Annotated in this window: 28 protein-coding genes; 27 read left to right on the plus strand and 1 reads right to left on the minus strand. The window is 71.0% G+C overall.

All coding sequences use genetic code 11. The annotated features are described in order from the left end of the window. Positions 1 to 7 precede the first annotated feature (7 nt). From ACFVJQ_RS41030 to ACFVJQ_RS41090, 13 genes are all read left to right on the plus strand, one after another. A complete protein-coding gene (locus tag ACFVJQ_RS41030; RefSeq protein WP_375869839.1) occupies positions 8 to 577 on the plus strand; it encodes a hypothetical protein in 570 nt (189 codons plus the stop codon). After that, the gene (locus ACFVJQ_RS41035; protein WP_375988992.1) at positions 574 to 780 is read left to right on the plus strand and encodes a hypothetical protein; all 207 of its coding nucleotides are present in this window, start codon (positions 574 to 576) and stop codon (positions 778 to 780) included. Before ACFVJQ_RS41030 ends, ACFVJQ_RS41035 begins: the two co-directional genes overlap by 4 nt. Beyond that, positions 777 to 1,130 (plus strand): hypothetical protein, encoded by a 354-nt coding sequence (locus ACFVJQ_RS41040; RefSeq protein ID WP_375988995.1) that lies wholly within the window; start codon positions 777 to 779, stop codon positions 1,128 to 1,130. Before ACFVJQ_RS41035 ends, ACFVJQ_RS41040 begins: the two co-directional genes overlap by 4 nt. Then, positions 1,127 to 1,402, plus strand: a complete 276-nt coding sequence (locus ACFVJQ_RS41045; RefSeq protein ID WP_375988998.1) for a hypothetical protein — start codon at positions 1,127 to 1,129, stop codon at positions 1,400 to 1,402. Before ACFVJQ_RS41040 ends, ACFVJQ_RS41045 begins: the two co-directional genes overlap by 4 nt. After that, entirely contained in the window at positions 1,399 to 2,019 is a 621-nt protein-coding gene (locus ACFVJQ_RS41050; protein ID WP_375989001.1) for a hypothetical protein, read from the plus strand. Before ACFVJQ_RS41045 ends, ACFVJQ_RS41050 begins: the two co-directional genes overlap by 4 nt. 156 nt (positions 2,020 to 2,175) lie before the next feature. Continuing rightward, entirely contained in the window at positions 2,176 to 2,559 is a 384-nt protein-coding gene (locus tag ACFVJQ_RS41055; RefSeq protein ID WP_375847208.1) for a hypothetical protein, read from the plus strand. Further along, a complete protein-coding gene (locus ACFVJQ_RS41060) occupies positions 2,556 to 2,810 on the plus strand; it encodes a hypothetical protein (protein WP_375847209.1) in 255 nt (84 codons plus the stop codon). Before ACFVJQ_RS41055 ends, ACFVJQ_RS41060 begins: the two co-directional genes overlap by 4 nt. Next, positions 2,807 to 3,925, plus strand: a complete 1,119-nt coding sequence (locus tag ACFVJQ_RS41065; protein ID WP_375847210.1) for a conjugal transfer protein — start codon at positions 2,807 to 2,809, stop codon at positions 3,923 to 3,925. Before ACFVJQ_RS41060 ends, ACFVJQ_RS41065 begins: the two co-directional genes overlap by 4 nt. After that, complete coding sequence (locus tag ACFVJQ_RS41070; RefSeq protein WP_375847211.1) at positions 3,925 to 4,101, plus strand: hypothetical protein; 177 nt, start codon at positions 3,925 to 3,927, stop codon at positions 4,099 to 4,101. The genes ACFVJQ_RS41065 and ACFVJQ_RS41070 overlap by 1 nt, the downstream gene beginning before the upstream one ends. Then, positions 4,098 to 4,436, plus strand: coding sequence for a hypothetical protein (locus ACFVJQ_RS41075; RefSeq protein ID WP_375847212.1), 339 nt, complete (start codon positions 4,098 to 4,100; stop codon positions 4,434 to 4,436). The genes ACFVJQ_RS41070 and ACFVJQ_RS41075 overlap by 4 nt, the downstream gene beginning before the upstream one ends. Before the next feature lie 29 nt (positions 4,437 to 4,465). Further along, positions 4,466 to 4,981, plus strand: coding sequence for a plasmid transfer protein TraA (traA, locus tag ACFVJQ_RS41080; protein ID WP_375847213.1), 516 nt, complete (start codon positions 4,466 to 4,468; stop codon positions 4,979 to 4,981). Positions 4,982 to 4,993: 12 nt separating this feature from the next. Further along, positions 4,994 to 6,985 (plus strand): plasmid transfer protein TraB, encoded by a 1,992-nt coding sequence (traB, locus tag ACFVJQ_RS41085; protein WP_375847214.1) that lies wholly within the window; start codon positions 4,994 to 4,996, stop codon positions 6,983 to 6,985. 124 nt (positions 6,986 to 7,109) lie between these two features. After that, positions 7,110 to 7,310 carry a hypothetical protein gene (locus tag ACFVJQ_RS41090; protein ID WP_375847215.1) on the plus strand — a complete coding sequence of 67 codons (201 nt, stop codon included), beginning with the start codon at positions 7,110 to 7,112 and terminating at the stop codon, positions 7,308 to 7,310. 125 nt (positions 7,311 to 7,435) lie between these two features. On the opposite strand, the gene ACFVJQ_RS41095 is transcribed toward ACFVJQ_RS41090, so the two are convergent. Then, the gene (locus ACFVJQ_RS41095) at positions 7,436 to 7,663 is read right to left on the minus strand and encodes a hypothetical protein (protein WP_375989008.1); all 228 of its coding nucleotides are present in this window, start codon (positions 7,661 to 7,663) and stop codon (positions 7,436 to 7,438) included. Between the two features lie 48 nt (positions 7,664 to 7,711). Here ACFVJQ_RS41095 and ACFVJQ_RS41100 point away from each other — a divergent pair, with 48 nt between their 5' ends. From ACFVJQ_RS41100 to ACFVJQ_RS41165, 14 genes are all read left to right on the plus strand, one after another. After that, positions 7,712 to 8,095 (plus strand): holin, encoded by a 384-nt coding sequence (locus ACFVJQ_RS41100; RefSeq protein ID WP_375989011.1) that lies wholly within the window; start codon positions 7,712 to 7,714, stop codon positions 8,093 to 8,095. Positions 8,096 to 8,343: 248 nt separating this feature from the next. Next, complete coding sequence (locus ACFVJQ_RS41105) at positions 8,344 to 8,598, plus strand: hypothetical protein (protein ID WP_375989014.1); 255 nt, start codon at positions 8,344 to 8,346, stop codon at positions 8,596 to 8,598. Between the two features lie 187 nt (positions 8,599 to 8,785). Continuing rightward, the gene (locus ACFVJQ_RS41110; RefSeq protein WP_375847179.1) at positions 8,786 to 9,241 is read left to right on the plus strand and encodes a hypothetical protein; all 456 of its coding nucleotides are present in this window, start codon (positions 8,786 to 8,788) and stop codon (positions 9,239 to 9,241) included. After that, positions 9,222 to 10,838: a hypothetical protein gene (locus tag ACFVJQ_RS41115; protein ID WP_375847178.1), complete on the plus strand. Its 1,617-nt coding sequence runs from the start codon at positions 9,222 to 9,224 to the stop codon at positions 10,836 to 10,838. Before ACFVJQ_RS41110 ends, ACFVJQ_RS41115 begins: the two co-directional genes overlap by 20 nt. Before the next feature lie 14 nt (positions 10,839 to 10,852). Next, positions 10,853 to 12,256, plus strand: coding sequence for a phage portal protein (locus ACFVJQ_RS41120; RefSeq protein ID WP_375847177.1), 1,404 nt, complete (start codon positions 10,853 to 10,855; stop codon positions 12,254 to 12,256). Between the two features lie 3 nt (positions 12,257 to 12,259). Further along, positions 12,260 to 13,315, plus strand: a complete 1,056-nt coding sequence (locus ACFVJQ_RS41125) for a hypothetical protein (protein ID WP_375847176.1) — start codon at positions 12,260 to 12,262, stop codon at positions 13,313 to 13,315. A gap of 47 nt (positions 13,316 to 13,362) precedes the next feature. Next, complete coding sequence (locus ACFVJQ_RS41130) at positions 13,363 to 14,025, plus strand: hypothetical protein (RefSeq protein WP_375847175.1); 663 nt, start codon at positions 13,363 to 13,365, stop codon at positions 14,023 to 14,025. Positions 14,026 to 14,066: 41 nt separating this feature from the next. Beyond that, positions 14,067 to 15,023, plus strand: a complete 957-nt coding sequence (locus tag ACFVJQ_RS41135) for a DUF5309 family protein (RefSeq protein ID WP_375847174.1) — start codon at positions 14,067 to 14,069, stop codon at positions 15,021 to 15,023. Between the two features lie 13 nt (positions 15,024 to 15,036). Beyond that, positions 15,037 to 15,240, plus strand: a complete 204-nt coding sequence (locus ACFVJQ_RS41140; RefSeq protein WP_375847173.1) for a hypothetical protein — start codon at positions 15,037 to 15,039, stop codon at positions 15,238 to 15,240. Between the two features lie 9 nt (positions 15,241 to 15,249). Then, a complete protein-coding gene (locus ACFVJQ_RS41145; RefSeq protein WP_375847172.1) occupies positions 15,250 to 15,609 on the plus strand; it encodes a Gp19/Gp15/Gp42 family protein in 360 nt (119 codons plus the stop codon). 5 nt (positions 15,610 to 15,614) lie between these two features. Next, positions 15,615 to 16,019 carry a DUF6093 family protein gene (locus tag ACFVJQ_RS41150; protein WP_375847171.1) on the plus strand — a complete coding sequence of 135 codons (405 nt, stop codon included), beginning with the start codon at positions 15,615 to 15,617 and terminating at the stop codon, positions 16,017 to 16,019. Further along, positions 16,016 to 16,414 (plus strand): hypothetical protein, encoded by a 399-nt coding sequence (locus ACFVJQ_RS41155; RefSeq protein WP_375847170.1) that lies wholly within the window; start codon positions 16,016 to 16,018, stop codon positions 16,412 to 16,414. Before ACFVJQ_RS41150 ends, ACFVJQ_RS41155 begins: the two co-directional genes overlap by 4 nt. A gap of 3 nt (positions 16,415 to 16,417) precedes the next feature. Beyond that, entirely contained in the window at positions 16,418 to 16,834 is a 417-nt protein-coding gene (locus ACFVJQ_RS41160) for a hypothetical protein (RefSeq protein WP_375847169.1), read from the plus strand. Between the two features lie 13 nt (positions 16,835 to 16,847). After that, the gene (locus ACFVJQ_RS41165; RefSeq protein ID WP_375847168.1) at positions 16,848 to 17,177 is read left to right on the plus strand and encodes a hypothetical protein; all 330 of its coding nucleotides are present in this window, start codon (positions 16,848 to 16,850) and stop codon (positions 17,175 to 17,177) included. Positions 17,178 to 17,307: the final 130 nt, after the last annotated feature.

Raw genomic sequence — 17,307 nt, forward strand, 5'->3', positions numbered from 1 at the left:
ACAGACCATGACCACCCAGCCCCGTCTCTTTCGTCTCCAACGCGACCACGACGTGAGCGGCGTCTCCGGCACCGGCCACATCGCCGACGGCGTCCTGTGGCCCGATGGGACCGTAACCCTGCGCTGGATAGGCGACCGCCCGTCAACCGTCCACTGGGACCGCCTGAGCGACGCGGTGGCCATCCACGGGCACAACGGCGCGACGCGGATCGTGTGGGCCGACGAGCAGCCGCCAGCCGAGCTGCCGAAGCCCGGCGAGCCGATCGTGCAGGCCTCCAAGTACAGCGTGAACTGCCTGCCCGAGGACGGCATCGACTCCCACGTCTTCGAGATCACCGTCGAATACCGCGGCCATGGCCGGTGGGCCGTCAAGCGGCACTCCCAGTGCCTCGGCTCCGACGGCACTTGGGAGTACGAGATGCGCCCCTCCGAGCGCGAGGACGAGTGGCTGGACGCTCACCGCTTCGACCTCGACACCGCGCTGAAGCTCGCCAGGGATCAGGCGCCCCTCGTCACCGTGAACGGCTTCACCGTCGACGATGCGCTCAAGCGGCTGACCGAGAGGGCTGTCCGGTGAGCCCGCAGCGTCGTCCCACCGCCCGCGAGGTCCTCACCCCTCGGTCGGAGCATCTCCTCGCCACCGTGTACGCGGGGCAGGTGCGGGCGGTGGTCATCGAGCGGGCACTGAAGCGGATGGCCGAAGCCGACGCCAGAGCGCGCCGCGGACAGATGCCCGACAGCAACCTCACTGAGGCCCAGCAGAACGGAGCCCAGCCGTGACCCTCCCCGACCGCGCCCTGCGATGGCTGTACCTGGCCGCCGCCGCCCTCGCCGGCCACTGCTCCGTCACCAGCGCCCGCGCAGACGCCTGGTGGTACGCCATCGGCCTGTTCGGTGTCTCCCTGCTGCTGGCCGTCGCCGCGGGCCGAGAGTACGTCGCCGCCAACGAGCGCCGCGCGGCCGCGGTGCGCGCCGAGCGGGCCGCCCGCCCCTGCGGCCTCCGGCCCATCACGGGCGAGGTGGTCGACGCGGCCCTGGCTGCCGCCTGCTGCGAGCGCTGGTGGACATCCGCCGGCGCCGCCCATGACCACACCTGCAAGAACTACGAGCACCAGCGGAGGACGGCATGAAGCGCCACACCGCCAGCACCACCACCGACGACGCCCTGGACGAGTTGTACGCGAACGCCTCCAAGGGCTGGCGCCGCGGCGACATTTGGAAGGCCAAGGCGAAGGAGATCGAGGTCGACCGCGACCGCCTCGCCGAGGAGCTGGAGCAGGCGCAGGCCACCATCGAGCGCGTCCGCGCGGCCGTCGCCCCGTACGACTGGACGCACGCGCAGGTCCCCGCCGCGCGGGTGCGCGACGCCCTCGCAGAGCCCAAGGAGAGCACCACCCCGTGAACACCTGCGAGCTGTGCGACCGCGCGGCCAGCGGCTACCTGTGCACCCGGCACCGGGAGCAGCTGGCCGCGGGGCTGCAAGAACTACCCGCCCTGTACGCCGAGGTCGGCGAGTGCCTGGTGCCTCGCCGGTCCGGCTGGGGCGAGATCGTCGCCACGAAGAGCGCGGCCGGCCCGCGCTCGCCGGTCAATGAGGACGTGATCGACACGATCACCTGGATCCGCGCGGCCGAGACGATGCGCCTGTGGCGGGTGGACGTGCGGCGCGTGCGCTGGCCCCACCGGGGGGCACCGCCGCCTGGAAGCCTCGCCGCGGACTGCCGATGGCTGGCGCAGGAACTCGACTGGATCGTGGCGCAGTACCCGGCGGCCGGCGACCTCGCCCGCGAGGTGAGGGAGCTGGAGCTCCAGGCCCGGAGCATCGTCGGCGACCCGCTGCCGAGGCCCCAGCGGATCGGCACGTGTGTGGCAGTGACGGACGACCAGGGCACGGTGTGCGGGGCGGTGATCTCCCGCCTGCCAGGCGAGACGACGCTGATATGCCGCTGGTGCGGGACCGCCTACGGGCCTGAGCGCTACCTGGTGCTGCAGGCCTTCCAGCCTGCTGATTCGCCGTGATGCGCACCGGATGCGTTCCATTGGCTGTACAAAGCGTTCAGGCTATGGAACGCTAGAGCACGCAAGAAAGGCCGGGCAGCAGCTCGGGGAGTGGTGTCCCCGGCGCGCGCACCGCCCGGCCTTTCACCGAACTACCTGATACGAGCAGGAGTCGGCATGACCGATCTTTCCCCGCGCCCCAGTGCGCGCGCAAGCTCCCCGCAGGAGCGCGTCGCCAAGCTGCACCAGCTCGCCGACGCGGACTACGCCAGCACGGCCCACCTCCGGCGCCAGAACCCCACCTGGCCCCTCACCGGTGGCGCCGCGCGCCCCGTCCACGACGAGCCGCACGTGCCCAGCGACCTGGACGTCGCCATCGGCGTCGCCCAGCAGCTGCTCGGCAGCGACAGCGTCCTCTCCCTCCGCGAATCCCTGCGCCTGCTGCTGCGCGCCCTCGGCGCCGAGCCGCAGACCGAGGAGGAGCGGGCACGCCACTTCGTCGAGCGGCATTTCCCCCAGATCGCCGCGTTCCTCAACAGCGAGCAGGGTGAGCGCCAGTGAGCACCGAGCCCACCTCCGCCGAGGTCCGCGACCTGCGCGCGCTCCTCACTACCGTCCTCGACGCGATCACCCTCCCCCACGACGACCCCGCCTACGACCGACGGATCCTTGAGCGCGCCAGCTGGGCCCGCACCGTGCGCGAGGCCCTCGACGAGGACCCCGCGGACCTTGCCTGGAACGTCAGCTTCCTGCGGGCCAGGCTCGACGCCGAGGAGAAGAAGGCGGCCGAGCGCAAGGACGGTGGCCAGTGAGCACCCGTTCCCTCACCCGCTGGCAGATGGGCGTCCTTGGGGCCGCTGCCGCGCTGATGCTCGCCGTCGGCGCGGCCGGCGCCTCGGGCACCTACACCAACGTCGTCTCCGAGTTCCACCGGCAGGCCACCGCGGCCGGCGTCGTCGCCGCTGGCGAGGGCCTCACCCTCGTCCTTGCGCTGATCATGCTTGGGCGGACCATGCTCGGCCAGTCGTCCCCCGCGGTCGTCCGGCTCGGCATGTGGCTCGCCCCCGTCTCCGCTTCCTGCATCGGCGTCACCATCGCGAGCAGTCCTCGCGATGCCGCCGTCTATGCCGTGACCCCGCTCGCCATGTCCGGCGCGGCCGAAGGCCTCGGGTTCATCGCTCGGAGCGTCGTCGTCTACACCACCGGCGTGGACGCCGAGGCGCAGCGGCGGAACGCGGATGCCGTGCAGCAGCTCGCCTATCACCAGGCGGTTGCCGCCCGGCACCCGGACGAGAAGCAGCGCGCCAAGGCCCTGCGTAAGAGCTGGGATCTCGCTGAGAAGGTCGGTGTCGGCGACCAGGTCCTCGGCGCCGCTCTCGTCGAGGTGCAGCGCGGCCGCATCACCGAAGGCGCCGATGAAGCGCTCGCCGGCATGTTCAGCGCGGCCGCCCCGGCCGCCGTCGAGCAAGCGCCCACGAAGCCCGGCCTGCCGTCGGCCACCGAAGCGGTCCGTACTCACCTCGCTGGGATGGACCCGGTGGATGCGATCCGCCTCGCGGCTGATGCGCGACCTGATGCGCCGCCCGCCGAGCTGTCATCCGTGCTTGCCTACTACGGGTTCTCCATCGACCCGGCCGCGGTCGCCCTGGTCCTCGGCCAGCGGCCCCCGGAGTACGAGGTGCAGCGCAGCGATACGCCCGCGCATCAGCAGGTCAGCGCCCTGCCGCCCGTGAACCTCCAGGGCGCCGTCGAGGAAGCCGCATCAGCCCTCGGACCGGACGCCAAGGCGAAGGACATCGTCGAGCACATCGCCCGGCACCGGCGCCTGGTCGTCGACGAACCCTACGTGCGCACCGCCCTGTCCCGGGCCGCGAAGAAGCCCCCGGCACCGGTGAAGCGCGACGAGGGGAACGGGGGATACGTGTGATGCGCTGGTCCCTGATCATCCTCGCGCTCGCCCTGGTTCTCACCTTCCCCAACCTGCTCGGTCTCGTCGGGGTCCTGGTGACGGAGCCGATTGTGGTGGCGTTCGGTCTCGGCGTCGCGGCGGCCATCTGGCCGCGGCACCGGGCCGTCGCCCGGATCCGCGGGAGGCGTCGATGAGCAACGACGCCCTGCACAAGGCCCTCGCCGCCGCGAACGAGGCCTCTATCGACTCCCAGCAGCTGGAGCTGGTCAAGGCCGTGCTCACCGCACAGGCCATCAGCCAGGCCATACAGCCCCACACCTGCCAGCACGACCACCAGCAGCCCACGCCATTCGATGCCCGCAAGTGGTGGACCATCGGCGGCCTCGCCTGTGCTGGCGCCTGCGTCGCCTGCGTCCTGGCCCTCGCGTTCGCCATGGCGTTCATCGCCATCGCCATCGCCGCGGCCTGCGCCACCGGCTGCTTCCTCATCCTGCGCGCCCTGTGGCGCGACTACCTCGCCGGCCGCTGACCGGCCGCCACGTCCTGGAGGACACCCCAATGGCGAACACCAAGGCCGCGCCCAGCGGCGCCAACGGATCGCAGGCCAAGGGCACCAAGAACTTCGGTACCTTCGCCCCCGGCTTTACCGTCAACGTCAACGCCAGCAAGAGCACCACCAACGGCGCTCCGGCCCGGCAGGGCGGCGGGCAGCCCAGCGCGCAGAACCTGCTGCCCGCCCCGGAGTTCACCTCTCCGGCCGAGGTCAGGAACTACTGCAACAGCCTTCGGGCTGCCGCCGTGACCCTGTCCATCGAGGTCGCCATGGGCGCCGAGATCCTCAAGGGCGTACTGGCCGCCGTTCCCGACCCGCAGGGCCGCGCGTTCGGCTCCCGCATCCGCGCCCAGAAGGTCGCCCGCAAGCTCAACAAGGCCGCCGACGCCCTCCGGGATGCGGCGAAGAACGCCGCCGCCGCGTACTCCACGTTCCAGCAGGAGTACGAGGAGGAGATCAACCGCGTCCGGCACCGCGCCCGGCGCCCGCAGCAGCCCGTCATCAACTGGTCCCAGCAGTAAGGAGGCACGGCGATGGCCGAGAAGAACACCGACCAGCAGCATGAGGCGCAGCTGCGAGGCGCCTCCGACGCCGGGGGCGTGGGCAAGTACCTGCTGCACCGGGCCAAGCCGCACCTGCCGCCCTGGCTGGGCGTTGCGGGCGTGGGCGTGGCCGGCGCCCTCGGGCACTGGCGATGGGGCGACAGCGCATGGGCCGGTGCTGGCCTCACCCTCGCCTCGGTGGCGCTGACCGGCGCCACCTGGTGGGCGGGTAGGTCGACCAGCGCGCAGCGGCGCCTCCACTCGGCCATCACCGTGGCCGCAGGAACCGCCTGGGTCACCGCGGCCTGCATCTCTGGGCCGACCGCAGGGCCGATCGATGACCTGTACCTGATGGGCGGCCCCGTCATGGCGCTGACCTGGAACGTTCGCATGATCATGCGTCGCAACCCGGATGCTGTCGGGGAGAGCAGCGACAAGGGCCTGCTGGAGAAGGTGGGCTTGGCTCGCACGCAGATCGGAAACGTCAAGGTCGAGCCCAACAAGGTCACCGTGCCCTACGCGCTGCCGGCAGGAGAGGGCACCCACGAGGACGTCTCCAAGGCCCTGCCGCGCATCGCCTCTGCCCTCGACGTCCCGACCAGCGCCGTGCGCAACCGGCCTGACCCCGACTCGGCCCGGCGTGGCACGTTCACCGTGGTGCCCATGGACATGCTGAAGGAGGTCATCTGGTGGCCCGGCCCGTCCTCCCCCGGCGGATCGATCGCTGAGCCGCTGGTCATCGGCGTCTACGACGACGGCCGCCCCCTCGTCCTCACCCTGCCCCAGGCCATCCACCTGCTCATCATGGGCGTGACCGGTGCAGGGAAGACCGAGGGCGCCATGGACGTGCTGTGCGAGGCCCTGACCCGCCGCGACGTCGCCGTCTGGCTGTCCGACCCCAAGCGCGGCCAGGACCTCGGCGAAGCCTTCCCGGCCTGCGACTGGGTAGTGGACACCGGCGACGGCGCAGAAATCATGATCGAGGCCCTCAAGGCCGCCATTCCCGCACGTCAGAAGTGGCTGGGTGACCACGCGTACCGGTCATGGGAGCCTGCGGCCGCCGAGGTCCAGACCGACCCGGCGCACTCCTGCCGCAAGGGCGCGGCCTGCCAGTGCCCCGGTATGCCCTACCTGCTCGCCTGGTTCGAGGAAGCCGCGAACACCCTGCGCGCGACCGACGACGACGTGTTCACCGGCATCGCGCAGGAAGCCCGGAGCGCTGGCGCCAGCCTGGTCATCTCCATGCAGCGCGCCTCCGGCTACCAGATCAGCACCGACACCCGGGCGAGCCTGCCCGCCGCCCTCTGCTTCGGCGTGGACGAGCGGGACGCCGGATTCGCCCTGCCCTCCGAGGTCCTCGACGCCGGCGCCAACCCTGGAGCCTGGGGCAACAAGCGGCCCGGCTACTGCTACCTCTGCTCCGCGGGCGTCGAGGCCGACCTGTGGTCGACCCCGTCCCGGACGTTTCGCAACGACCCGGTGTCCCTGGAGTGGGTGGCCCGCGCGTTCGAGCCGATCCGCATGGGCATCGACCCTGTGACCGCAACCGCGGCCGCCGGTGTCGCTGGCAAGCTGTACACCGACCGTGCGGCTACAGCCAACGACGAGCAGGCGGCCCCGGCCGCCGAGGAAGGGGAGCCCATGACCGGCCCCCTGGTGGACCCGGAAGACATGGACATCGACCCCGAGGCCGAGTTGCCCGAAGCGCAGGATGGCGACGACATCCCTCTGTTCGGGCAGGGGGCCGGCCGTAAGCCCGGCCCTGCGGAAGGTCGGCGCCTGTTCGCTCAGGCCCTGGCGGAGTTCGAGCAGAAGGGACAGATGGTCGTAGGCCCCAAGGACTTCATGGACTGGTGCGAGGCCAACGACCTCTCCCGCCCTTGGGTGTCCGCGCGGCTCAAGGAGGCCGCCCTGGACGGGCGCCTGGAGGCCACCAGCCAGACCGGCCGCTGGCGCATCGTGCCCGCCCTGACACCCGCGTGACACCTGACACCGTCACGGCCGCCTGACACCGCGCCCACCTAGGGAAATGGGTGTCAGACGGCCCCCTGACACCGGCCCCTGACATCACCAGTCAGGGGCCGTTCTGCTGCCGCATCATGGAGGCATGGAGTCGCAGATCATCCGCCCTGGCTACCTCACCGCCCACCAGACCGCGCGCGTGCTCGGCATCGGTCTGGGCGGCGTGCGGCTGCTCGTGCACCGCGGCCAGCTGCACCACGTCGGCGGCAGCCCCCGACAGCGCTGGTTCGCCGTGGACGAGGTCACCGCCCTGGCCGCCAAGCGGGCCAGCAAGGCCGCCGCTTGACCGCAGGTCAGCCGCGTGTAACGATCTCGGTGAACAACTGTGCCCTCAACCGGCACCACAGACGCACGACGAAGCCCCGACCGCACAGGCATCCGGTCGGGGCTTCGTCGTGTCCGGGCCGTGCCTCAGTCTCGATCCCCACGGCGCCACGGCCGGCCACTACCGCCCGGCCGCACCGTCACATCCGGCGCCTGGCCCGACCGCCGCGCCCTGGTCGTCCCCGCGACCGCGCCCACAATCAGGCACGCCGCAGGCAGCAGCAACAGCCACCAGCCCTTGATGACGGCCGCGAACACGAGCAGCAGCCCGACCGCGAACACCCCAAGCGCCCAGTCCGAACGTCCACCAGCCACGGCAACCCCCTCCAGTCGTAGGCCGTCACCGTAGGACAGGAGCGACCGATGCCCAAGTCCCTGCGCTGGCGGGTCTGCTCGGCGCCCGGCTGCCCCGAGTACACCCAGCACGGCAAGTGCGACGACCACCGCCGGCAGGCAGAACAGCGGCGCGGCAGCGCCCGGCAGCGCGGCTACGACCGCGACCACGAACGCCGCTTCCGCCGCCCCGTCCTCGAACGCGACCCGCTGTGCGTGTGCACCGACACCGCACACGGACACGGACAGTCGTGCGGGCAACCGTCCCGGCATGCCGACCACCACCCCACCGACCGGCGCGCCCTCGTCGCCGCCGGCCTGGACCCCAACGACCCGAAGCACGGCCGCGGACTCTGCGGCCCTTGCCACAGCAGCCACACCGCAGCCGAGCAACCCGGAGGATGGCACGCATGAGCGGCACCGAGCGCACTGGCCAGGACGCCCAGCCCGACGGCCACCTACACCTCGGCGACCTCGGCCAGAGCAGCGCCGACGCTACGGCCACAGCCACGGCCCGGCTACGCCGCGCCTCCAGCCCCGGCCAACTGCCTTCGCGATTCGAGCATCAGCCTGCGGTCACGTCTGCTGCTCCTGCTCCTGCTTCGTCTCCTGCTCCTGAGCCTGATGCTGTTGTGGTCAGGCTGCTCCGCCACGATGAGGTCATGGAGCACCGCGAGGCGCTCGCCCAGTGGCTCCAGGGCAACGGCATCGACCCCAAGGCGGTCGCCCTGGACTGGCTCAGCATCGAGCGGGCCGGCGACAAGCAGCTCATCCGCTACCTGACCCACCGGGTCAACGAGGATGGCCGGCGGCTGGTCGACCCGCGCCACCCCAACGAGGCCTGGAAGGACGAACGGGTGACCCCGCTCCTGGTCAATCTGGACATTCCGGCAGGCGGCGACTGTCACGCAAAGTGACCCCGACCCCCTGACGACCCCGGGGGGTTACCCCCAAACAAGATCATCTCAGGACCGCCGGGGAGGTAACTCGCGCTGTGTACGGGTCTCCGACCCTCAAACGATCATGGTGAACGTGACACCGAGTAACCGCCGGGACCGCAACGGCCCGGCCCGATGCCGCAACGGCACACCGAGGTGATCCCCCATGGCAGGCACCGGCCCCCTCCCCAAGGACCCGTCCCAGCGACGCCGGCGCAACGCCGACGCCGTACCCGGAACGTTGCTCCCCGCAGGCGGACCCGCAGGCCCGACCCCCGCCCTTCCGGGCGGCCACGACTACGACACCCGCACCCTGTCCTGGTACGAGACATGGCGGACCAGCCCACAGGCCTCGACGTTCCTGGCGACGGACTGGGGGCGGCTGCACATGCTCGCCCAGCTCGTCGAGCAGTACTGGCAGGAGCCGAAGAAGGAGCTGCTGTCCGAGATCCGGCTGAACGAGGCCGCGCTGGGCGGCACGGCTGCGGACCGCATCCGGCTGCGCTGGACGGTCGCTGACCCGGACGATGGCGCCGACCGCCCCGCCCGGCCCCGGAGCAGGGCCGCAGCCTCCCGCCGCGACCGTGTGCTTCGAGTCGTCGATGACCAGACCGAAGGCTGACCCGGACCGCTTCGTCTCCCTCGGCTTCACCGCTATCGACTGGATCGAGACGTACCTGTGCCACGGGCCCGGCGACGTCCAGGGCCAGCCGCTCGTCATCGACGACGAGATGGCCGCGTTCATCGTCAAGGCCTACCAACTGGACTCTGCGACCGGCCGCCGCAAGGTCAACAGGGCGTTCCTGTCGCGGCCGAAGGGTCGGGCCAAGAGTGAGCTGGCGGGCGCCCTGGTGTGCTTCGAGGCCCTGGGCCCCTGCCGCTTCGACGGCTGGGACGCGGACGGCGAGCCGGTTGGCCGGCCGCAGACGTACCCGTACATCCGGTGCCTGGCGACCGAGGAGAACCAGTCCGGCAACACCTACGACAACGTCACGGCGATGCTCGAGCACCTCCTTGAGCACTTCGGCGACGAGTTCCCCGGTATCGACCTGGGCCGCAGCGCGCAGACGTCCAGTCGGATCTACATCGAGGGCGGCGGGGAGATCGTCCCGTCGACGTCGTCCGGCGCTGCGAAGGACGGCGGCAAGGAGACGTTCGCAGTCTTCGACGAGACGCACCTGTACGTGCTGCCCGAACTTCGGGCGATGCACAAGACGGTACGCCGCAACCTCGTGAAGCGGCGGGCCGCCGAACCGTGGTCGCTGGAGACGTCGACGATGTACGCGGTCGGCGACAACAGCGTGGCGGAGGCGACGCACGAGTACGCCAAGGCCGTGAAGGCGGGCCGGGTGAAGGACGGCGGGCTGCTGTTCGACCACCGGGAGGGCCCGCACGTCGAGGACCTCCACGACGACGCACAGCTCATGCCAGCGCTGGAGCACGTCTACGGGGACGCCGCGAAGTGGATGGACCTGGAGCGCATCGCGTCGGACATGCGGGAGCCGGACACGGACCCGGCCGACGCGCGCCGCTACTTCCTGAACCAGCCGGGCACGGCGTCCGCGAAGGCCTTCGACAAGGCCGAGTGGGTGGCGCTGGCTCGGCCGGACTTCACGGTCCCGGAGGGCGATCCGATCGTCATCGGCTTCGACGGGGCGAAGTGGAAGGACTCCACTGGCTTCGTGGCGACGCACCTGGAGACCGGTTACCAGTGGCCGCTCGGGGTGTGGGAGGCGCCGCTGAACAAGCAGGAGGCCGAGGAGTGGGAGGTTCCGGAGCGCGAGGTAGACCTGTGCCTGGCGTTGGCGTTCGACACGTACAAGGTGGTGCGCGTCTACGCCGATCCGCCCTGGTACGAGCAGGCTGTTGCCCGTTGGCAGGGGAAGTACGGCGAGAAGGTCGTCAACGAGTGGTGGACGCACCGGGACCGGCAGATGGCGTTCGCGCTGCGCGCGTACCGGACGGCGATGTCTGGCGGCGACCTCAGCCACGACGGTGACGAGGCGTTCGCCCGGCACATCGGCCAGGCGGTGAAGCGGCCGGCCCGGGCCAAGGACGACGAGGGCAAGCCCATGTGGACGATCCAGAAGGACCGCCACGACTCGCCGCGAAAGATCGACCTGGCCATGGCCGGGTGCCTGTCCTGGGAGGCCCGGCTCGACGGCATTGCCGCCGGCCTGAACAAGCCCAGGGTGAAGAGTCGCGTCATCGTGATGTGAAGGGGGGTGTGGCCGTGCAGGCGAAGGACCGCAGCCCCGAGGAGTGGGTGGGGCATCTCGCACGCGTACACGAGGGCCTGAAGCCCGGCCTGGAGGAGCTGAACCGGTACTACGAGGGCCAGCAGCCGCTCGCGTACCTGCACCCCGAACTCCTGGAGGAACTCGGCGAGCAGCTGCGGCAAGTGGTCATCAACTGGCCCAGATTGGTCGTCGACGCCCTCGAGGAGCGCCTGGACGTCGAGGGGTTCCGGTACGCGGACAACAAACAGACGGCCGACGATCTGTGGGCGATCTGGCAGGCGAACGGCATGGACGAGCAGTCGCAGATGGGGCACATCGACGCCCTCGCGATGCGCCGCTCGTTCCTCGTGGCCGGCACGAACGAGCAGGACGCTGCCACGCCGCTGGTGACGGTCGAGTCACCTCTGCAGATGCAGGTCGACTGGGACCCGCGCACGCGCGCTGTCCGGGCGGCGCTGAAACGCTGGCATGAGCAGGACCCGCTCACGGACGCCATCACGGACCGGTACGCGGCTCTCTACATCCCTGGGGTGACGCACTACTACGAGCAGACGACGGCGACCTCTTGGAAGGAGGTTGACCGGGACGAGCACGGCCTGGAGGTGCCGCCCGTGGTGCCGCTGGTCAACCGGCCGCGCACCCTGAAGCCAGGCGGTGTCTCCGAGCTGGCGGACGTCATCCCGATCTCGGACGCGGCCTGCAAGGTGGCCACGGACATGATGGTGTCCGCCGAGTACCACGCGATGCCCAGAAGGGTCGCGTTCGGCGTCGACGAGAACGATTTCGTCGACGCGGATGGCAAAAAGGTGTCGGTGTGGTCCCGGCTGGCCGGCCGCATCTGGGCGACGACGAAGGGGAAGGGGGGCGAGGACGGCGCCGACGTGATCCAGTTCCCCGAGGCGAATCTGTCCAACTTCCACAGCACCATCGAGCTGCTCGCCCGCCTGGTGGCTGCGCTGTCCGGGCAGCCCGCCCACTTTTTGGGTTTGGACACGAACAATCCGCCCAGCGCCGACGCGATCCGCAGCGCTGAGACGCGGCTGGTGAAGCGTGCCGAGCGGCGGCAGCGCTGCTTCTCCGGCTCTTACGAGCGGATGAACCAGCTGATCCTGCGGATCCGGGACGGCGAATGGGACCCGCGGGCGACGCGTCTGGAGACGCTGTGGCGGGATCCGTCGACGCCGACGTTCGCGCAGAAGGCGGACGCGGTCACGAAGCTGGTGCAGGTGGGCCTCTTGCCCATCGAGCAGGGCCGCGAGGACCTCGGTTACACGGCGGTGCAGCGGGAGCGGATGCGGCAGATGGACGGCGACGCTCTCCAGCGGGCCCTCGGCGGCGACTTGGCCGCCGGGTACGGGCCGAAGCCGGGGGACGGCGTCCCGCAGCCGGGAGCGTAGGCCGTGGTCGACGCAGCGCTGCGCGCGATCGCGCTGGAGCAGTACCGGCGGCAGCAGGTCATCGTCCGACAGGCCGTCAACCGCGTACAGGCGGTGTGGCGGCAGATCAGCCGGTCGGATATCGGCGGCTCGTGGGAGCAGCTGGCGCCGCTCCTGGTGGGCGCCGTGGCCGATGCGCAGCTCCAGGCGGCGCGGCTGGCGGACCCGTACCTGGACGCCGTCCTGGCCGCCGAGCACGCCGACCCGGAGGCCGCCGGCCGTGTCCGCCCGGGCGCGTTCGCGGGGATCGCCTCCGATGGGCGGCCGCTCGTTTCGCTGCTGTATCAGCCGGTCATCGACTGGCGGGTGCGGCTGGCGGCCGGGCAGTCGATGGAGGACGCGTTTCGCGGGTCGCTGGCGAGCGCGCTGCGGATCACCGCGACGCAGGTCGCTGACGCGGGCCGTGGCGCGACCGGTGTGGCGATGGCGGGCCGTCGGACGATTCAGGGCTATGTGCGAGTGGTGCAGCCTCCGGCGTGCTCACGCTGCATCATCCTGGCGGGCGCTGAGTACGGCTGGAACAAGGGCTTCCAGCGGCATCCGCGGTGTGACTGCATCCATCTGCCGACGACGCTGGTTGCCCGTCAGCAGCACGGCCGGGTGGGATCTGACAGCTTCACCCCGACGACCCGGCCCGGTCGTGGGGCGTCCGGGTTCATCGACCCGAAGGCGTACTTCAACAGCCTGAGCGCTGCCGAGCAGGAGCGCGTGTTTGGGGCGGCTGGCGCCCGTGCGATCCGGGAGGGCGCCGACCCGATCTCAGTGGTGAACGCCCGGCGGGGCATGACCACAGCGGACGCCTACGGTCGCCGCGTGGCCGCCACGACCGAGGGCACCACCCGCCGCGGTGAGTTCTACCGGCGGGAGCGGCAGCGGGCCATCGACCGGGGCCAGGTCGGGCCGTCCGGCCGTGGCTTCCAGATGCGGGCGCCGCGACTGATGCCCGAGGAGATTTACCGGCTCGCTGAGAGCCGGGACGAGGCGCTCGCCATGCTGAAGCGCTTCGGCTACCTGACCTGACCCCGGCGCAATGCCGGCGGTCCCGACTCCTGCAACGGGAGCACCTGATGAGCACACCCACCGAACCGACCACGGATCCGGCTGCGGGCAACCCGCAGGACACCGGAGCCGACCAGGACACCGCCTCGACGCCGCCAGCCACCGAGCCCGGCACGTCCGCGAAGGACGGCGACGGCGACGCGCCCCTCGGCCCGGCCGGGGAGAAGGCCCTCACGGCCTGGAAGCAGCGGGCCAAGGAAGCCGAGGACAAGGCCAGGGAGCAGGCCGCGCGGCTCAAGGAGTACGAGGACCGCGACAAGACCGAGGCCGAGCGGCAGGCGGACGCGCTGAAGGAGGCGCAGACGCGTGCCGAGCAGGCAACCCGGCTGGCCGTGTCGTCCAAGGTCGAGGCGCTGGCCGCCGGGCGTTTCCAGGATCCGCTGGACGCGGTCGACGCGCTCCAGGGCGGCTCCTACGTCACCGACGACGGCGCCGTGGACGGGGACGCCATCACGGCGGCCCTGGACGACCTGCTGACGCGCAAGCCGCACTGGGCCGCGACCGAGCCCGGTCCTCGTGTTCCTCGCCCGGATCCGGCGCAGGGAGCCCGCCCGGGCACCCCGCCGAACCTCGCGCAGCAGATCGGCGAGGCGGAGAAGGCCGGCAACACGAAACTCGCGCTGGCGCTGAAGACGCAGCAGCTGCGCGAGGTGAAGACCCCCAGCAAGTAGGGCAGGCCAGGGGGCCGCCCTCACCCAGAAAGGAGCGGCTCATGGCCGCAGTTACCGGGCAGGGCACGACCTACAACCTGCCGAACTACCACGGGGACCTGTACAAGGTCACGCCGACGGAGACCCCGTTCCTCGCCGCGATCGGCGGCCTGTCCGGCGGCAAGAGGACCAAGAGCACCGAGTTCGAGTGGCAGACGATGGACCGCCGCTCGTCGACGGCGAACAACAGCGCCCTTGAGGGCGCCAACGCCCCGACGGGTGTGGCCCGGTCCCGGTCGGCTGTCTCGAACGTCGTCGAGATCCACCAGTCCGCGGTCGAGGTGTCCTACACCCGCCAGGCCGCGACCGGCATGTACGGCGGCATCAACATCGGCGCCGACGACAACCCGGTCAACGACGAGCTGACGATGCAGATCACCGCCGAACTCGAAGCGATGGCCGTCGACATCGAGATGTCGTTCCTGAACGGCACCTACGCCAAGCCGACCACGAACGCGACCGCGCGGAAGACCCGCGGCCTGCTCAAGGCGATCAGCACCAACGTGAACGCCAACGGCGGCACCGCTCGCGACCTGTCCAAGGCGATCATCGACGCCCAACTGGCCACGATGTTCGGGAACGGCGCCCGGCTGCCGCAGGACACCACCGTCTTCATGACGGGCCCGGGCCAGAAGGTCACCCTGTCGAACCTGTACAGCGCTCCGACCCTGAACCAGCCGACCGCGTCCCGCAACATCGGCGGCGTCGCGGTCGACACGCTGGTCACGGACTTCGGGACTTTCGGGATCATGGTCGACCGGTGGATGCCGGCCGGGCAGATCGCGATCGTCGACCTGTCCGTGTGCGCGCCGGTGTGGCTGGAGATCCCCGGCAAGGGGATGCTGTTCGCCGAGCCGCTCGCCAAGGTCGGCGCCTCGGAGAAGTGGCAGCTGTACGGCGAGGTGGGCCTGGAGTACGGGCCGGAGTCGTACCACGGCCTCATCACGGACCTGAAGTAAGGAGACCGCCGTCATGGCGCAGTTCGAGAGCACGAAGTACCGGGGCCTGGTCCTCCAGGACGACAAGGGCGTCTGGGCGAAGTTCGAGGACGGTCTGTGCGAGACGTCCGACGCCGCAGTCATCAAGCGGCTGCGGGCCCTGCCCGACGAGTACGAGGTCGCCGAGGTGAAGGCACCGGCCAAAACCGACGGTGGCTCGGGCGGCGACGGCAAGTAGGGGGCAGCGGTGGCACTGGCGGAACTGTCTGACATCGCAGACCGGTTGGGCCGTGACCTGACCCCGGAGGAGACCCGCCAGGCGACCGCGCTCCTGGACGACGCCACGGCGATGATCGTGGACCGGTTCCCCCGGTACGCGGCCGAGCCCACGGCGACGTCGAAGGCGGTGTGCCGGGCTATGGTCCTGCGGGTCCTCCAAAACCCGCAGGGCCTGCGGCAGGAGTCCATCGACGACTATCAGGTCACCTACGATGCGGCCCGGTCTGCGGGCGAGCTGTACATCAGCGACGCTGAGGCGGAGATGCTGCGCCCTGTGCTCACCACGGCGTTCAGCATCACGCCCTCGGCGCCGAGGTCCAGGCCGTGAGTGGCATGGACCGGCTGCTGGCGCGGTCCCGGGCCTCGGCCGAGTGGCGGATGCGGGACAGGGTCCGCCTGTTCGCGCAGGCACCGGACGGTTTCGACCGGGAGCCCGGGGCCACGGTGCCGGGCGCGCGGACGACGCTGTACGAGGGCCGGGGCCGGGTGAAGCGGGTCATGCAGGCGGCTGGTGACCACGTGTCGGCGGCTGAGCGGCGGGTGTCCCTGCGGGACTACGAGGTGCACCTGCCGTGGTCCACGCCGCTGCCGCCCGACGTGCTGGTCACGCCGGGCTCCCAAGTCGAGGTGCTGGAGTCGGAGGACGCCCGCATGGTCGGCCTGATCTTGTGGGTGATCGGGGTGGCGTACTCGGACCAGGCCACGGCCTGGCGGCTCAGCACGGAGGACCGGTCATGAGTGCACAGTTCGACATGGGTGAGGTGCGCCGCTTGGAGCGGCACCTGACCCGCAGTATTCCCCGGCTGCGGCGGGAGGCCCGCGCGGTCACGATGCGCGGCGCGATGAACATCAAGAAGGACTGGCGGGCCAACGCAAGGGGGACCGCCGGCAAGCACGCCAGGCTGTACCCGCGGAGTATCAGCTACGACTTCGCTGCCTACGGCCGGGACCTGTTCATGGCCACGATTGGCCCGGACAAGGGCGGCCCGCAGGGCGCGCTCGGCAACCTGCTGGAGTACGGCTCGGTGAAGAACCCGCCGCACAACGACGGCGGCCGCGCCCTGGACGCGGAACTGCCCCGCTTCGAGGCGCAGATGCAGCTGCTCGCCGAGCGCGGCCTGGCCTGGTGGTGACGGATGCCCGCACCCGCCACCCCCGATGCGCTGCCCCACCTGGACGCCGTGCAGAAGGCCCTTGAGGACGTGGGGCTCACGGTCTACGTGGGCGGCACGCCCGCGGGCCGCTGGACGCCCCCGGACAAGTACGCGGTCCTCTACCCGGACCCGGGAATGGCCGGCCGCGAGTCCCTCGCCGACGAGCGCACGGACATCGAGTCGACGATGCAGGTCACCTGCGTCGGCGGCGACGTGGTCCGAGCGCTGTGGGTCGCCGGCCGCGTCCGCCGGGCGCTCGCCGCGCCCCTGCCCGTGGAGGGCCGCACCTGCTGGCCGCCCGAGGACCTGGGCGGGCCGCCCGTGCAGCGGGACGACGACGTCACCCCGCCGCTCTGGTACGTCCCGGTCCAGTACCGCATCCGCTCAACCCCCGCCTAATGGAGGGCACCCCATGGCAACACTCGGAACCCAGGCCATCGCCCTGGCCGGCCTGAACCCCACCTACGCCAACGCCGCCAGCAGCGGCGACAAGTGCGAGGTCGGAGACCGCAACTTCCTGCACGTCAAGAACGGCTCCGCCTCCGCCGTGACCGTGACGCTCACGGCGACCGCGTCCGTGCGCGGGCAGTCCGTCTCCAACGTGACCGTCTCCGTCCCGGCCTCCGGCGAGCGGATGATCGGCCCGCTCCAGCCGGACCTGTTCCAGTCGCCGACGGACAGCCTGTGCGCCATCGGCTACAGCGCCTCGACGACCGTGACCGTCGCCGCGCTGCGCATCTGACCCTCACCCATCCACCGCCAGCCCTGAGCCATCCGGCCGGGGCTTTTCTCATGCCCTGGAGGGCCTCATGGCTGACCTGATCAGCGACGGCAAGACTCGCGTCGTGTGGCTGACCTCCGTCGCGAACATC

It is taken from the genome of Streptomyces sp. NPDC127197 (genome assembly GCF_042672405.1).
Classification (GTDB): domain Bacteria; phylum Actinomycetota; class Actinomycetes; order Streptomycetales; family Streptomycetaceae; genus Streptomyces; species Streptomyces flavusporus.

Excerpts from the sequence above, each read along its gene's own strand:
- traB (WP_375847214.1), top strand. The coding sequence starts at position 4,994 with ATGGCCGAGAAGAACACCGACCAGCAGCATGAGGCGCAGCTGCGAGGC.
- ACFVJQ_RS41045 (WP_375988998.1), top strand. The coding sequence starts at position 1,127 with ATGAAGCGCCACACCGCCAGCACCACCACCGACGACGCCCTGGACGAG.
- ACFVJQ_RS41165 (WP_375847168.1), top strand. The coding sequence starts at position 16,848 with ATGGCAACACTCGGAACCCAGGCCATCGCCCTGGCCGGCCTGAACCCC.
- ACFVJQ_RS41150 (WP_375847171.1), top strand. The coding sequence starts at position 15,615 with ATGGACCGGCTGCTGGCGCGGTCCCGGGCCTCGGCCGAGTGGCGGATG.
- ACFVJQ_RS41140 (WP_375847173.1), top strand. The coding sequence starts at position 15,037 with ATGGCGCAGTTCGAGAGCACGAAGTACCGGGGCCTGGTCCTCCAGGAC.
- ACFVJQ_RS41155 (WP_375847170.1), top strand. The coding sequence starts at position 16,016 with ATGAGTGCACAGTTCGACATGGGTGAGGTGCGCCGCTTGGAGCGGCAC.
- ACFVJQ_RS41030 (WP_375869839.1), top strand. The coding sequence starts at position 8 with ATGACCACCCAGCCCCGTCTCTTTCGTCTCCAACGCGACCACGACGTG.
- ACFVJQ_RS41070 (WP_375847211.1), top strand. The coding sequence starts at position 3,925 with ATGCGCTGGTCCCTGATCATCCTCGCGCTCGCCCTGGTTCTCACCTTC.
- ACFVJQ_RS41090 (WP_375847215.1), top strand. The coding sequence starts at position 7,110 with ATGGAGTCGCAGATCATCCGCCCTGGCTACCTCACCGCCCACCAGACC.
- ACFVJQ_RS41055 (WP_375847208.1), top strand. The coding sequence starts at position 2,176 with ATGACCGATCTTTCCCCGCGCCCCAGTGCGCGCGCAAGCTCCCCGCAG.
- ACFVJQ_RS41160 (WP_375847169.1), top strand. The coding sequence starts at position 16,418 with ATGCCCGCACCCGCCACCCCCGATGCGCTGCCCCACCTGGACGCCGTG.
- ACFVJQ_RS41105 (WP_375989014.1), top strand. The coding sequence starts at position 8,344 with ATGGAGCACCGCGAGGCGCTCGCCCAGTGGCTCCAGGGCAACGGCATC.
- ACFVJQ_RS41110 (WP_375847179.1), top strand. The coding sequence starts at position 8,786 with ATGGCAGGCACCGGCCCCCTCCCCAAGGACCCGTCCCAGCGACGCCGG.
- ACFVJQ_RS41115 (WP_375847178.1), top strand. The coding sequence starts at position 9,222 with ATGACCAGACCGAAGGCTGACCCGGACCGCTTCGTCTCCCTCGGCTTC.
- ACFVJQ_RS41135 (WP_375847174.1), top strand. The coding sequence starts at position 14,067 with ATGGCCGCAGTTACCGGGCAGGGCACGACCTACAACCTGCCGAACTAC.
- ACFVJQ_RS41075 (WP_375847212.1), top strand. The coding sequence starts at position 4,098 with ATGAGCAACGACGCCCTGCACAAGGCCCTCGCCGCCGCGAACGAGGCC.
- ACFVJQ_RS41130 (WP_375847175.1), top strand. The coding sequence starts at position 13,363 with ATGAGCACACCCACCGAACCGACCACGGATCCGGCTGCGGGCAACCCG.
- ACFVJQ_RS41100 (WP_375989011.1), top strand. The coding sequence starts at position 7,712 with ATGCCCAAGTCCCTGCGCTGGCGGGTCTGCTCGGCGCCCGGCTGCCCC.
- traA (WP_375847213.1), top strand. The coding sequence starts at position 4,466 with ATGGCGAACACCAAGGCCGCGCCCAGCGGCGCCAACGGATCGCAGGCC.